The sequence below is a fragment of the Caulobacter sp. CCG-8 genome (assembly GCF_037402475.1).
Lineage (GTDB): Bacteria > Pseudomonadota > Alphaproteobacteria > Caulobacterales > Caulobacteraceae > Caulobacter.
Window position 1 is genome coordinate 28194 of sequence record NZ_JBBEUD010000004.1, and the last position, 12872, is coordinate 41065.

Here is a 12872-nt window from a genome sequence, read left to right on the forward strand (position 1 = left end):
GTCGGTTCCTAGCTGGCGAGTTTCAGTCTGACGCCCGCGCCGGCGTCATCGGGCGGGATCAGCGCGACGCCGCCGGTTTCCAGCGCGTCGATCAGCAGGCGTTCGGTGCTATGGTGCAGGGCGTGGCGCTCGGTCTCGAAGTCCTTGACCGTGCTGCGCGAGACGCCGGCCCGGTCGGCCAGGTCGCCCTGCGACCAGCCCAGCAGGCCGCGCGCGCCGCGGCATTGGGCCGGCAGGAGAATTTTTGCGTGGGGCATCTGGCGCTCCCGGGCTTAGTCACCCATATTGGTTGAGTACGCCCGAAAATGTTGACCGTCAAGGAGCGCCTTTGCATCACACGTCCCTGATCGCCACCATCTGCGCGGGCCTCGGCCTCGCCTTCGTGTTCGGCGCCATCGCCAACCGCTTCAAGCTGCCCGTGCTGGTCGGCTACCTGGTGGCGGGCGTGGTCGTCGGACCGTTCACCCCCGGCTATGTGGCCGACACCGAGCTGGCGCCGCAGCTGGCCGAGATCGGGGTGATCCTGCTGATGTTCGGCGTGGGACTGCACTTCTCGGTCAAGGACCTGATGGCGGTGCGCAAGATCGCCATCCCCGGCGCGGTCGTGCAGATCCTGGCGGCCACCCTGATGGGCGTCGGCCTGGCCCACCTGCTGGGCTGGACCCTGGGGGCGGGGATCGTCTTCGGCCTGGCCCTGTCGGTGGCCTCGACCGTGGTGCTGCTGCGGGCCCTGCAGGAGCGGCGGCTGATCGAGACCGACCGCGGCCGCATCGCCGTCGGCTGGCTGATCGTCGAGGACCTGGCCATGGTGCTGGCCCTGGTGCTGCTGCCGGCCCTGTCGGGGATCCTGGGCGGCGAGGCCCCGCCCCCCGGCCCCGGCGGCGTGCTGGGCGCCTTCGCCATGACCCTGGGCAAGGTCGCCGCCTTCGTCGCCTTCATGCTGATCGTCGGCCGGCGGGTGATCCCCTGGATCCTGCACCGCATCGCCCACACCGGCTCGCGCGAGCTGTTCCGCCTGGCGGTGCTGGCCATCGCCCTGGGCGTGGCCTTCGGCTCGGCGGCCCTGTTCGGCGTGTCGTTCGCCCTGGGGGCCTTCTTCGCCGGCATGATCATGGCCGAGAGCGAGCTCTCCCAGCAGGCCGCCAACGAGACCCTGCCGCTGCGCGACGCCTTCGCCGTGCTGTTCTTCGTGTCGATCGGCATGCTGTTCAACTGGTCGGTGGTGCTGCGCGAGCCCCTGGCCGTGCTGGCGACCCTGGCCATCATCGTGGTCGGCAAGTCGGTGGCGGCCTATCTGATCGTCGTCTTCTTCAAGCGCCCCACCAGCGTGGCCCTGACCATCTCGGCCAGCCTGGCCCAGATCGGCGAGTTCTCGTTCATCCTGGCGGGCCTGGGCGTGTCGCTGAAGCTGCTGCCCAAGGAGGGCCAGGACCTGATCCTGGCCGGGGCCATCCTGTCGATCCTGCTGAACCCGCTGCTGTTCGCCATCCTCGACAAGGTGCTGGTCAAGCTGGAGAAGCGCGCCGGAGTGGTCGCCCCCGCCGTCGCGGCCCAGCCGCACGGGGTGCTGGTCGGCTACGGCCGGGTGGGCAAGGCCGTGGCCGAGGGGCTGAAGGGCCGCATGCCGCTGGTGGTGATCGAGGACGAGGGCGAGCGGGCCGACGAGCTGCGCGAGGCCGGCTTCGAGGTCATCCAGGGCAACGCCGTGCGGCCGGAGGTGCTGCTGCAGGCCGGCCTGGCCGAGGCCACCCACCTGTTCGTCGCCGTGCCCAGCCCGTTCGAGGCCGCCAGGATCATCGAACAGGCCCGCGCCGCCAGCCCGGCGGTCAAGATCATCGCCCGCGCCTATACCGACAACGACGTCGACCTGCTGACCCAGATGGGCGCCACCCACGCCCTGATCGGCGAGCAGGAGATCGCCCGGGGGATGCTTGCGTTGGCCCCGAGGAAGGCCCCGCCCCCGGCTTCGGTGCACTGAGGCCCGGGGACATGCCCCTGGGCGTGTCCCCACCCAGCGCCCGGACTTGGGGACACGCCCGAGGGCATGTCCCCGCCCCCCTTAGGGGATCGCGTCGCATTGACCAAAGCCGCGCCAGCCCCTACTGGCGATCTCACCATGAGCCCCCGCCGAGCCCAATCCTGGGACAAGTCCCGGACGACCTGGCCCATCGCCCTGCTGGCGATGCTGGCCCTGCTCGTCCAGGCCCTGATGCCCGCGGCCGCCATGGCCCACGACGCGGCCGGCCAGTCGGTGATGATCTGCACCGCCGACGGCGCCAAGGTCGAGCAGGTCGCCGGAGACGTGATCGGCAAGAAGGACCCCGCCCCAGATTCAAAAGGGGGGTTCGCCGGCCTGCCCTGCGCCCAGTGCCTGGCCGTGGCCCTGGCCACGACCACCCCGCCCGACGTCGCCGTCGCGCCGGTGCTCTACGGCGTCCACGTCGCGCCCGCCCCCGACGCCGCCCTGACCGGCGTCGCCCTGGCCCGCGCGCCCCCGCGCCCGCCGGGACAAGGTCCGCCCACCGCCTGATCGCCTGACCCTCGTTGCGCGCGTCCACGGCCGAACGCCGACGACGCGCGTCGTCACGCCTTCAGACCTCGGGACACCCCATGCCGCCCTCCTTCCGCCTGGCCCTCCTGGCCGGCGCCGCCCTCTGCCTTCCCCTGTCGGCGCACGCCGCCGAAAGCGACGTCGACCAGCGCACCGCCGTCGACTCGGTGATCGTCACCGCCCGCGCCAATCCCGAGGACCCGCCCGTCGTGGCCGCCGCCCGCCGGCGCCTGTCGGAGACCCCCGGCGGGGTGTCGGTGATCTCGCAGGAGGCCTTCATCGACCGCCAGGCCCTGGCCCTGGACGACATGCTGCGCGACGCCCCCGGCGTCTACGCCCAGCGCAAGTGGGGCGGCGACGTGCGGATCTCGATCCGCGGTTCGGGCATCGGCAACGCCAACCACAACCGCGGCCTGCTGCTGGCCCAGGACGGCGTGCCGCTGAACGAGGCCGACGGCTACGGCGACAGCCAGATCGCCGACCCGCTGAACACCCGCTATGTCGAGGTCTATCGCGGCGGCAACGCCCTGCGCTTCGGCGGCGCCTTGCTGGGCGGGGCGATCAACATGGTCACGCCCACCGGCAAGGACGCCGGCTTCGAGAACCAGGTCCGCGTCGACGGCGGCTCGTTCGGCCTGCTGCGCGAGCGCGTCGCCATCGCCCGCCAAAGCGGCGACTGGGACGTCTACGCCGCCGCCACCAACCAGACCGGCCAGGGCTGGCGCTCGCAGAGCCAGCAGAACATCCAGTTCGGGTCCCTGAACGTCGGCCGGTCGTTCGGCCAGGACCGCGAGGTCCGCTTCATCGTCAACGGCTCCAACATCAACCAGGAGATCCCCGGCGCCCTGACCCTGGCCCAGTTCCAGGCCGATCCGCACCAGACCGCCGTCGCCAACGCCAACGGCGACCAGGGCCGCAACCAGCGCGGCGTGCGGGGCTCGCTGCGCACCACCTGGCGGCTGAACGACGGCCTCGTCTTCCAGGGCGCGCTCTATGCGGTGTGGAAGGACCTGGACCATCCGATCTTCCAGGTCATCGACCAGCAGAGCCGCAACTACGGCGCCTTCGGCCGGTTCGACTGGGACGGCGAGCTGGGCGGCAAGAAGGCCGACGCCTTCTTCGGCGCCTGGTACCGGACCGGCGACATGGACTCCAACTTCTACGTCAACGTCCGGGGCGCGCGCGGCGCGCCGACCTCGCGCACCCTGCAGAACGCCGACGCGGTCGACGTCTTCGGCGAGGGCCGGCTGTTCGTGACCGACCGCCTGGCCGTGGTGGCCGGCGCCACCTGGGGCCAGGCGGGCCGCGACTACACCAGCTTCGCCGTGCCGGGCGTCCCGACCACCTTCAACCTCAAGGCCGACAAGATCTACGACTGGATCGCGCCCCGCATCGGCCTGCTGTGGCAGGACGAGGCCGGCGACCAGGTCTTCGCCAACCTCACCCGCTCGGTCGAGCCGCCGAACCTGGGCTCGATGTCGCCGACCAACACCGGCTTCGCCCCGGTCGAGGCCCAGGACGCCTGGACCGGCGAGATCGGCGCGCGCGGCCACAAGGGCCCGTTCACCTACGACGTCACCGCCTACCGCGCGCGCCTGAAGAAGGAGATGCTGCAGTACACGGTCAACGCGTCGATCCCGGCCTCGACCTTCAACGCCGACAGGACGATCCACCAGGGGATCGAGGCGGCGCTGGACTGGGCCGTGGCCCCGCGCTGGCGCCTGCGCCAGACCTGGACCTGGTCCGACTTCCGCTTCGACGGCGACGCCCAGTACGGCGACAACCGCCTGCCGATCGTGCCCGAGACCTTCTACCGCTCGGAGGTCCGCTACGACGACCCGCGCGGCTGGTTCGTGGCCCCCTCGGTCGAGTGGTCGGCCGCCGACCAGTGGATCGACTACGCCAACACCAGGCGGGCGCCGAGCTACGCGATCCTGAACCTGAACGCCGGCTGGAAGGTTACGTCCTCGGTCTCGCTGTTCCTCGACGCGCGGAACCTGGCCGACAAGGCCTACGTGTCCAACACCCAGGCCGCCCTGACCTGGACTGCCGCGACCGCCACCCTATGGCCGGGCGACGGCCGGTCGGTGTTCGGCGGCGTCACCGTGAACTTCTGAGGGAGGAGGACGTCATGAAAGCTCCGATCATCGCCCTGCTGGCCCTGGCGGCCGGCGCCGCCGCCCCCTCGCTCGCCCTGGCCCACGTCGTGGCCGCGCCGGGCGAGGCCAAGGCCGGCTCCTATTCCGCCGTCGCCTTCCGCGTGGGCCACGCCTGCGCGGCCGGCGACGCCACGCTGAAGGTGCGGGTCGAGGTGCCCGACGCCGTCGCCTCGGCCCGGCCCCAGCCCAAGCCGGGCTGGACGATCGCCGTCGAGAAGGACGGCGACAAGGTCACGGCCGTCACCTGGACCGGCCGCCTGCCCGACGACCAGTTCGACGACTTCGCCCTTTTGATGAAGCTCCCGGCTCAGCCCGGCTCGCTGGTCTTCCCGACGATCCAGACCTGCGAGAAGGGCGAGAGCCAGTGGACCGAGATCCCCGATCCCGAACGTCCCGGCGAAAAGCTGACCCGCCCGGCGCCGACCGTGCGCCTGACCCCCGCCGCCACCGACCAGGCGCCCGCCATGCCCGACATGCCGGGCATGAAGCACTAGTGCAGAGTTAGAGCCATGAACCGTTTCGCCCTCGCGGCCCTCGCCGCCGTCGCCGTTCCCGCCCTCGTCGCCCCCGCCTTCGCCGGCGACTACCGCACCGGCGGGATCGAGGTCCGCCGCCCGTGGACCCGCCCCGCCCAGGCCGGCATGAACGGCGTCGGCTACCTGACCGTGGCCAATGTCGGCGCCAAGCCGGTCAAGCTGATGGCGGTCGAGACCCCCGCCGCCCGCTCGGCCACGATCCACCAGTCCAGCATGGCGGGCGGCGTCTCCTCGATGCGGGCCGTCACCGGCGGCCTGACCATCGCCCCCGGCGCCAAGCTCGAGTTCGCGCCCGGCGGCTATCACCTGATGCTGATGGGCCTGAAGAGCGCCCAGACCCTGGGCGGCAAGACGCCCCTGACCCTGGTGTTCGCCGACGGCCGCAAGATGCGCATCGACCTGTCGGTGGAAGCCGGCCCGCCCAAGGCCGACCCGATGGCCGGGATGCACATGGGTCACTGAGGGGGCCCTATGGAATCCCTCTCTCTTAGAGAGAGGGAGGGGCGCGCCGCCGCAGGCGGTGGGAGGGTGAGTGGTTTCACCGTCGGCCGGAAAATCCCGATTCCTTCCGTTGCGCGGTCTCGAAGGGCGAGCTCAAGCTTGTCCCATGGATGCGACCGCCAACGCCCGCCGCCTTCGCCGGAGCCAGACCCCGGCCGAGAAGGCGGTCTGGAAGCTGGTGCGCAACCGCCAGCTGGGCGGCTTCAAGTTCGTGCGGCAGTTTCCCATAGACCGCTACTTCGCCGACTTCGTCTGCGAGGCGGGCAAGCTGATCGTCGAGCTGGACGGCCCGGCTCATGACGGGCGCGAGGACTATGACCAGCGTCGCACGCAGGTGCTGGAGTTGTTCGGATACATGGTCCTGCGGTTTCCCAACGATCGGGTCCTGACCGATCCCGGCGCCGTGGGCGACGACATCCTGGCCGTGCTTCGTTCGGACAGGGTGTAACCACTCACCCTCCCACCGCCTGCGGCGGCGGGCCCCTCCCTCTCTCAAAGAGAGAGGGTGCTAAGAGAGGGGGAAACCCAAACATGACAAAAATGTAAGGGACGAAACGCCCCGGGACGGCCAAGTTGCGATCCACTTCTTCCCGTGGAACGGACTTTCATGAAACGAACCTGGTTCGCAGCCGCCGCCATGGCCGCGCTGTCCCTGTCGGCCTTCGGCGCGCAAGCGCGTGAGGACCACGACCACACCTGCATCGACGACGCCTGCACCGTGCAGTCGCTGTTCGTCGCCGCCGACACCCCGGCCGCCGGCGCCCCGACGATGTCGCTGGAGTCGCCGCGCTACGGGACCTGGGGCTTCGACGCGGCGGGCATGGACCGCTCGGTCAAGCCGGGCGACGACTTCTACAAGTTCGCCAACGGGACCTGGGACGCCAACACCGCCATCCCCAGCGACCGTACCCGCTACGGCAATTTCGACAAGCTGTCGGAGCTGTCGGAGGCCCGCACCAAGGCGATCATCACCGAGGCCGCCTCGGCCAAGAACCCCGACGCCGACACGGTCAAGATCGGCGCCGCCTACACCGCCTTCATGGACGAGGCCCTGGCCGAGAAGCTGGACGCCAAGCCGATCGCCCCGGAACTGGCCGACATCAGGAAGGTCGGGACCAAGGACGACTTCACCGCCCTGATGGGCCGCAGCGCCACCACCGGCTTCTCGGCGATCCTCAACCTGGGCATCGGCGCCGACGCCAAGAACCCGACGCGCTACGCCGTCTACGCCTCGACCGGCGGCCTCAGCCTGCCCGACCGCGACTACTATCTCGACGCCAAGTTCGCCGAGAAGAAGGCCGCCTACGAGGCCTATGTCGCCCAGATGCTGACCCTGATCGGCTGGGACAAGCCCGCCGAGAACGCCAAGGCCGTGGTCGCCTTCGAGACCCAGCTGGCCGAGGCCTCGTGGACCCGGGCCGAGCGCCGCGACCGCGACAAGACCTACAACCCCATGACCCCGGCCGAGCTGCAGGCCCTGACCCCGGGCTTCGCCTGGAACCGCTACCTGGTCGGGACCGAGCTGCCCAACATCGACCGCGTGGTGGTGACCACCAACACCGCCTTCCCGAAGTTCGCCAAGATCTACGCCGACACCCCGCTGGACACCCTGAAGGCCTGGCAGGCGTTCAAGGTCGCCGACGGCGCCGCGCCCCTGCTGTCCAAGCGCTTCGTCGACGCCAACTTCGCGTTCCGCAACAAGACCCTGGCTGGCCAGCCCGAGCTGAAGGCGCGCTGGAAGCGCGGCGTCGCGACGGTCAACGGCGAGTTGGGCGAGGCGGTCGGCCGCGTCTACGTGGCCCGCTACTTCCCGCCGGAATCCAAGGCCAAGATGATCGACCTGGTCGGCAACATCCGCGGCGTCCTGAAGGCCCGCCTGGAGACGCTGGACTGGATGTCGCCCGAGACCAAGGCCCAGGCCGAGGACAAGCTGGCCAACTTCACCGTGAAGATCGGCTATCCCGACAAGTGGCGCGACTATTCCAAGCTGGTGATCAAGGCCGACGACGTCTACGGCAACGAACTCCGCTCCAACGCCTTCGAGTGGCGCCATGACGTCGAGCGCCTGAACGGGCCGGTCGACAAGAGCGAGTGGGGCATGACCCCGCAGACGGTCAACGCCTACTACAACTCGGTCAACAACGAGATCGTCTTCCCGGCCGCCATCCTGCAGGCCCCGTTCTTCCATCCGGACGCCGACCCGGCCGTCAACTACGGCGGCATCGGCGGGGTGATCGGCCACGAGATCAGCCACGGCTTCGACGACCAGGGCCGCAAGTCGGACGGCAAGGGCGTGCTGCGCGACTGGTGGACCGCCGAGGACGCCGCCAAGTTCAAGGCCCAGGCCGACAAGCTGGGCGCCCAGTACGGCGCGTTCGAGCCCCTGCCCGGCGCCAAGGTCAACGGCGCCCTGACCATGGGCGAGAACATCGGCGACATGGGCGGCCTGGCCTTCGCCCTGCAGGCCTATCACGCCTCGCTGGGCGGCAAGCCGGCCCCGGTGATCGACGGCTTCACGGGCGACCAGCGCGTCTATCTGGGCTGGGCCCAGGTCTGGCGCGCCAAGATCCGCGACGACGCGCTGCGCCAGCAGGTGGTCAGCGACCCGCACTCGCCGGCCTATTACCGCGTCAACGGCACCATCCGGAACCAGGACGGCTGGTACGGCGCCTTCGACGTCAAGCCGGGCGACAAGCTGTACGTCGCGCCGGAGGACCGGGTCCGGATCTGGTGATGCGTCGGGGACATGCCCTCGCGGCGTGTCCCCACCCCACGCACGGCCGCCGGACGGCTGGCGTGATCTGATGCTGATGGGGACACGCGCAAGTCCCCCAGCCCGGAAATGCAAAAACGGCGGCCCGCCATGCGGAGCCGCCGTTTTTATCAATTGCGTCAGAAACCCGAAACCAGGGCCCAGAAACACCAAACCCGTCGCGGGGGATAATCGCGACGGGTCCAGCTATTTCTCGATCATTCGATCTAGGTGGGCGTTTCCTCCCCGAAACGCCGAAGGAAGGGAGCTCTCTTTGGGCTCGTTTCTTCCTTGCAAGGGTTAGAAACGGCAAATCCGAGATGGTGTCAACGGCAACGATCCGGATTCCGTAAGGGGAAACGAAAATTTTTGACACAAAACCGTTAGATTGGACCGTCGGGTCAAACTTACCGTCGTTCTCCCACGATATTTTTGACAACTCAGTCAAAACTTACCGATTCAGCGTCTCCCGGAGCTTGACCAGGACGGCCGAGCGCGACTCGAAGACATAGTCGGGACGCGAGACCGTCACCGGCTCGACTCCGGCCGCGCCCAGGGCGGCGGCGGCGTCGAACAGGTCGGCGGCCGCCAGCAGGGCGCCGTTGGCCCGCCGGGCGCCCTGGCCGACGAACGGGGCCACGGCCGCCTGGCCCGCCGCGTCCTGCTCGGCCGGCCACACCAGGGTGGCCATGTTGCGCGCCCGGCCCTTGGCCTCGACCACCGACAGCAGCCGGGCCAGCGACTCCAGCTGGTCGGCCGTCCACGGCGTGATCAGCGAGGCGGTCAGCTGGGCCTGGCTCTTGAGGATCACCCCGTCGCTCAGCACCTTCAGGCCGTTGGCCGCCAGGGTCGCCCCCGTGGTGGTGATGTCGACCACCAGCTCGGCCGCCCCGGCCGCCGGCGCCCCCTCGGTGGCGCCGCTGCTCTCGACGATCCGGTAGTCGGCCACGCCGTGGCGGGCGAAGAAGGCCCGGGTCTGGGTGACGTACTTGGTGGCCACCCGCAGGCGACGGCCGGTCTTGGCGAGATGGGCGTGACCCACCTCGTCGATGTCGGCCATGGTGTCGACGTCCAGCCAGCTCTTGGGGGCGGTCACCACCAGGTCGGCGCGGCCGAAGCCCAGGGCCCGCAGCAGCATGACCCGGGCGTCCATGTCGTCGCCGCGCTCGCGCAGCAGGTCCTCGCCGGTGACGCCCAGGTGCAGCTCGCCGCTGTCCAGGCCCGCGGCGATGTCGCCGGCCGACAGCAGCCGCACCGACACGCCCGGCAGGCCCGACAGCTCGGCCGAATAGCCGCGCGAGCCGCCCGACATCTCCAGCCGGAAGCCGCACTCGGCCAGCCAGGCCTCGACCTGCTCCTTCAGCCGGCCTTTTGACGGGATGGCGAAGATCATTTGAGCGCTCATTCGCCGCCCCCCGCATAGGCTCGCGCCGGGCGCACCATGCAGCCCACGGCGCCGGTCTTGGTCTCGGCCCCCAGCCGGGCCGGCAGGCCGTCGTAGCGGCCTCCGGCGGCCACCGGGCGTTCTTCGTCCAGGGCGGCGCTGCGCACTTCGAACAGGAAGCCGTCGTAATAGCCGAAGGCCCGTCCGAAGGCGGCGGCCAGGGTCATGCGGTCCTCGGGCACGCCGCGCGCGACCAGGCCCGCCAGGCGCTTGCGCCAGCCGTCCAGGGCCGCGTCCAACGCCGCGCGCTCGCGCCCGCCCAGGGCCGAGATGGCGTCCAGGGCCGCGCCCGGACGGTCGCCGACCGCCAGGAAGGCCCGCACGGCGTCGGCCTCGCCGGCCGACAGCGACCCGGCCTTGGCGGCCTGGGCCCGCTCGACCAGGCGATGGGCGATCTCGGCGGGACGGCGGCCGCCCACCGGCTCGATGCCGGCCAGGCTCCACAGCTCCTGCAGCACCGCCGAGGCCTCGGCCTCCGGCAGACCGGCGAGAAGCGCCGCGATCCGGCTTCCCTCTTCGCCCATTGCTTGTCCGAGGGCCGACGATCCGCCCTCCAGCTCGATCTTCAGCTGGCGGGGCTTGGCGAAGGCCCGCTTCAGCCGCGCGCCCAGGGGCGGGGTCAGGCCCAGGCTGTCGACGAAGGCCCCGAACAGACTGACGTCGCCCAGCAGCAGGGTCAGGTCGCCCCGTCCTCCGGCCACGGACGACGCCCAGGCCAGGGCGGCGATCTCGGCGTCGGCGGCCACGGGATCGCCGGCCTCGAAGGCCTCGATCCCGATCTGCAGGAACTCCTCGGCCCGGTCCGAGCCGCGCGGCGCGACGCGGAACGCCTTGCCTTCGTAGAAATACCGTCCGGCCCCGTCACCCGCCGCCAGGTGCTGGCGCGCCACGGCCACGGTGAAGTCCGGCCGCAGGCAGGCCTCCTCGCCTGCGTCTCCCGACACCACGAACAGCCGCGAGCGCATGGCCTCGCCGGCCAGGTCCAGCAGCAGGCCCAGGGGCTGCAGCACCGGCGCGTCGGTCGGCCTGGCGTTCGCCAACAGGAAAGGTGCGCGGATGGCGTCGAGCGCCTCCGCCGGGATGGAACGCTCGAGCCTCATGACCTAGCCCCCGATGATCTTCTGGACCGCCGCGACCAGCTCGCCGCGCGGGATGGTCTGCTGGCCCGGCCGCTCGGCCTTCCAGGCCGCGTTGTCGGCCACGCCCGACGCCAGCTCGCGGCCCAGGTCCAGGTCCTTGATGGTGACCGTGCCGGCGGCGATCTCGTCGCCGCCCAGCATGATCGCCGCCGGCGACAGCCGCCGGTCGGCATATTTCATCTGCGGCCGCATGCCCGAGGTCCCGAGATACACCTCGGCTGGGATGCCCGCCGCGCGCAGCTCGCCGGCCACGGCGAAATATTCGCCCATGTGGGCCTGGTCGAAGGCGATGATCACCACCGGGCCTCGTGCGACCCCTCCGGGTTCGCGTCCTGCCGCCCGCAGCGCGGCCGCCAGGCGCGAGACCCCGAACGAGAAGCCCGTGGCCGGGGTCTGCTGGCCGGTGAACCGCGCCACCAGGTCGTCATAGCGTCCGCCGCCGCCGATCGAGCCGAAGCTGACCTTGTTCCCCTTGTCGTCCGTGGTCGACAGCAGCAGCTCGGCCTCGAACACCGCGCCCGTATAGTACTCGAGCCCACGGACGATCGAAGGCTCGAAATGAGCCTGGTCGTCGGCCACGCCCAGGCTCTTTAGGGCCGCGTCGATCTTGGCCAGCTCGTCCAGCCCCTCGTCGCCCTCGGCCGAACCGCCGATGACGTTGGCGATCTTGGCCAGGGTGTCCGACCGGCCGCCGCTCCCGGCCTGGACGAAGTCCAGCACCGAGTCGACCGCCTTGCCCACCAAGCCCGCGCCCTTGGTGAAGGCGCCGCTCTCGTCCAGCCGGCCCTCGCCCAGCAGCAGGCGCACGCCCTCCACGCCCAGGCGGTCCAGCTTGTCGACCGCGCGCAGCACGGCCAGCTTCTGGCCGTTGGTCTCGACCCCGGCCGCGGTCAGCAGGCCGTTCAGGAGCTTGCGGTTGTTGATCTTCAGCACCGACGCGCCGCGCGGCAGGCCGGCGGCCTGCAGGCCCTCGACGGCCATGGCGATGATCTCGGCGTCGGCCTCGGGACGGGCCGAGCCGACGGTGTCGGCGTCGCACTGGATGAACTCGCGGAACCGCCCCGGCCCCGGCTTCTCGTTGCGCCACACCGGCCCGAAGGCGTAGCGGCGGAACGGCTTGGGCAGGGTCTCCCAGTTCTGAGCCGCGAACCGCGCCAGGGGCGCGGTCAGGTCGTAGCGCAGCGCCATCCACTGGTCGTCGTCGTCCTGCAGGGCGAACACGCCCTCGTTGGGACGGTCGCTGTCGGGCAGGAACTTGCCCAGGGCGTCGGCGTATTCGAACGCCCCGGTGTCCAGCGCCTCGAAGCCGTAGCGCTCATAGACGGCCGACACCGCCTCCAGGATCGCCCGCTCGGCCCGCAGGTCGCGGGCGCGCTTGTCGGCGAAGCCGCGCGGATTGCGGGCCTCGGGGCGGAAGGTGTTGTCGCTGGTCTCGTCGGTCATGGCGCGCGTCGGATCCTTAGAACTTCAAGGTCTCGACGGATGGCGCTTGTGCGTAAAGCCCCATCCGCCTTGGGCGGGGCTCGGGCTGGGCGGTCGCTTTAGAGCGAACGGACCCGGCCGATCCCGCGAGGCGAGGTCGGATGGTGGTGGTGGCCGTGATGGTGCGGCGTGCGGGTCATTGCGGTGGGGCTTGTAGCGGATAGGGGCGGAAGGGGGAAGGGGGAGCGTAGCGAGGCGACGATAAGGACCACGTCCTCCAAGAACCTGGGGCGAAATCGTTCGTTGGGCTATTTTGAAGAGCAACGATCAATGCCGAGCCAAGAGGACAGTCCCCGATTAGAGTGGAG

General features: G+C 70.5%; 10 protein-coding genes and 1 pseudogene. 7 read left to right on the forward strand and 4 right to left on the reverse strand.

The window, feature by feature from the left end:
- Positions 1-8: 8 nt before the first annotated feature.
- Positions 9-257, reverse strand: a complete 249-nt coding sequence (locus WAE60_RS04505; protein WP_029908985.1) for a helix-turn-helix transcriptional regulator — start codon at positions 255-257, stop codon at positions 9-11.
- Between the two features lie 71 nt (positions 258-328).
- On the opposite strand from WAE60_RS04505, the gene ybaL reads away from it, so the two are divergent.
- The 7 genes from ybaL to WAE60_RS04540 all read left to right on the forward strand — a co-directional run bounded on the left by ybaL (position 329) and on the right by WAE60_RS04540 (position 8481).
- Positions 329-1978, forward strand: a complete 1650-nt coding sequence (ybaL, locus tag WAE60_RS04510; RefSeq protein WP_337685202.1) for a YbaL family putative K(+) efflux transporter — start codon at positions 329-331, stop codon at positions 1976-1978.
- 138 nt (positions 1979-2116) lie between these two features.
- Positions 2117-2530 (forward strand): DUF2946 family protein, encoded by a 414-nt coding sequence (locus WAE60_RS04515; protein WP_337685203.1) that lies wholly within the window; start codon positions 2117-2119, stop codon positions 2528-2530.
- A gap of 80 nt (positions 2531-2610) precedes the next feature.
- A complete protein-coding gene (locus tag WAE60_RS04520) occupies positions 2611-4668 on the forward strand; it encodes a TonB-dependent receptor (protein ID WP_337685204.1) in 2058 nt (685 codons plus the stop codon).
- Between the two features lie 14 nt (positions 4669-4682).
- The gene (locus WAE60_RS04525; protein ID WP_337685205.1) at positions 4683-5204 is read left to right on the forward strand and encodes a YcnI family protein; all 522 of its coding nucleotides are present in this window, start codon (positions 4683-4685) and stop codon (positions 5202-5204) included.
- Positions 5205-5219: 15 nt separating this feature from the next.
- Positions 5220-5708 (forward strand): copper chaperone PCu(A)C, encoded by a 489-nt coding sequence (locus WAE60_RS04530; protein ID WP_337685206.1) that lies wholly within the window; start codon positions 5220-5222, stop codon positions 5706-5708.
- Positions 5709-5853: 145 nt separating this feature from the next.
- A complete protein-coding gene (locus WAE60_RS04535) occupies positions 5854-6195 on the forward strand; it encodes an endonuclease domain-containing protein (protein ID WP_337685207.1) in 342 nt (113 codons plus the stop codon).
- A 159-nt stretch (positions 6196-6354) separates the two neighbouring features.
- The gene (locus tag WAE60_RS04540) at positions 6355-8481 is read left to right on the forward strand and encodes a M13 family metallopeptidase (RefSeq protein WP_337685208.1); all 2127 of its coding nucleotides are present in this window, start codon (positions 6355-6357) and stop codon (positions 8479-8481) included.
- Positions 8482-8950: 469 nt separating this feature from the next.
- Here WAE60_RS04540 and hisG read toward each other — a convergent pair whose 3' ends face one another.
- The 3 genes and pseudogenes from hisG to hisS form a co-directional block, all read right to left on the reverse strand.
- Complete coding sequence (gene hisG / locus WAE60_RS04545; RefSeq protein ID WP_337685209.1) at positions 8951-9904, reverse strand: ATP phosphoribosyltransferase; 954 nt, start codon at positions 9902-9904, stop codon at positions 8951-8953.
- Positions 9901-11063 (reverse strand): annotated as a pseudogene (locus WAE60_RS04550) (ATP phosphoribosyltransferase regulatory subunit); the annotation flags it as partial. The gene hisG and the pseudogene WAE60_RS04550, both read right to left, overlap by 4 nt.
- Positions 11047-12525, reverse strand: coding sequence for a histidine--tRNA ligase (hisS, locus tag WAE60_RS04555; protein WP_337685210.1), 1479 nt, complete (start codon positions 12523-12525; stop codon positions 11047-11049). The gene hisS and the pseudogene WAE60_RS04550, both read right to left, overlap by 17 nt.
- Positions 12526-12872: the final 347 nt, after the last annotated feature.

Coding starts and splice junctions, on each gene's coding strand:
- WAE60_RS04520 (WP_337685204.1), top strand. CDS start 2,611: ATGCCGCCCTCCTTCCGCCTGGCCCTCCTGGCCGGCGCCGCCCTCTGC.
- hisG (WP_337685209.1), bottom strand. CDS start 9,904: ATGAGCGCTCAAATGATCTTCGCCATCCCGTCAAAAGGCCGGCTGAAG.
- WAE60_RS04535 (WP_337685207.1), top strand. CDS start 5,854: ATGGATGCGACCGCCAACGCCCGCCGCCTTCGCCGGAGCCAGACCCCG.
- WAE60_RS04505 (WP_029908985.1), bottom strand. CDS start 257: ATGCCCCACGCAAAAATTCTCCTGCCGGCCCAATGCCGCGGCGCGCGC.
- WAE60_RS04515 (WP_337685203.1), top strand. CDS start 2,117: ATGAGCCCCCGCCGAGCCCAATCCTGGGACAAGTCCCGGACGACCTGG.
- WAE60_RS04525 (WP_337685205.1), top strand. CDS start 4,683: ATGAAAGCTCCGATCATCGCCCTGCTGGCCCTGGCGGCCGGCGCCGCC.
- hisS (WP_337685210.1), bottom strand. CDS start 12,525: ATGACCGACGAGACCAGCGACAACACCTTCCGCCCCGAGGCCCGCAAT.
- WAE60_RS04530 (WP_337685206.1), top strand. CDS start 5,220: ATGAACCGTTTCGCCCTCGCGGCCCTCGCCGCCGTCGCCGTTCCCGCC.
- WAE60_RS04540 (WP_337685208.1), top strand. CDS start 6,355: ATGAAACGAACCTGGTTCGCAGCCGCCGCCATGGCCGCGCTGTCCCTG.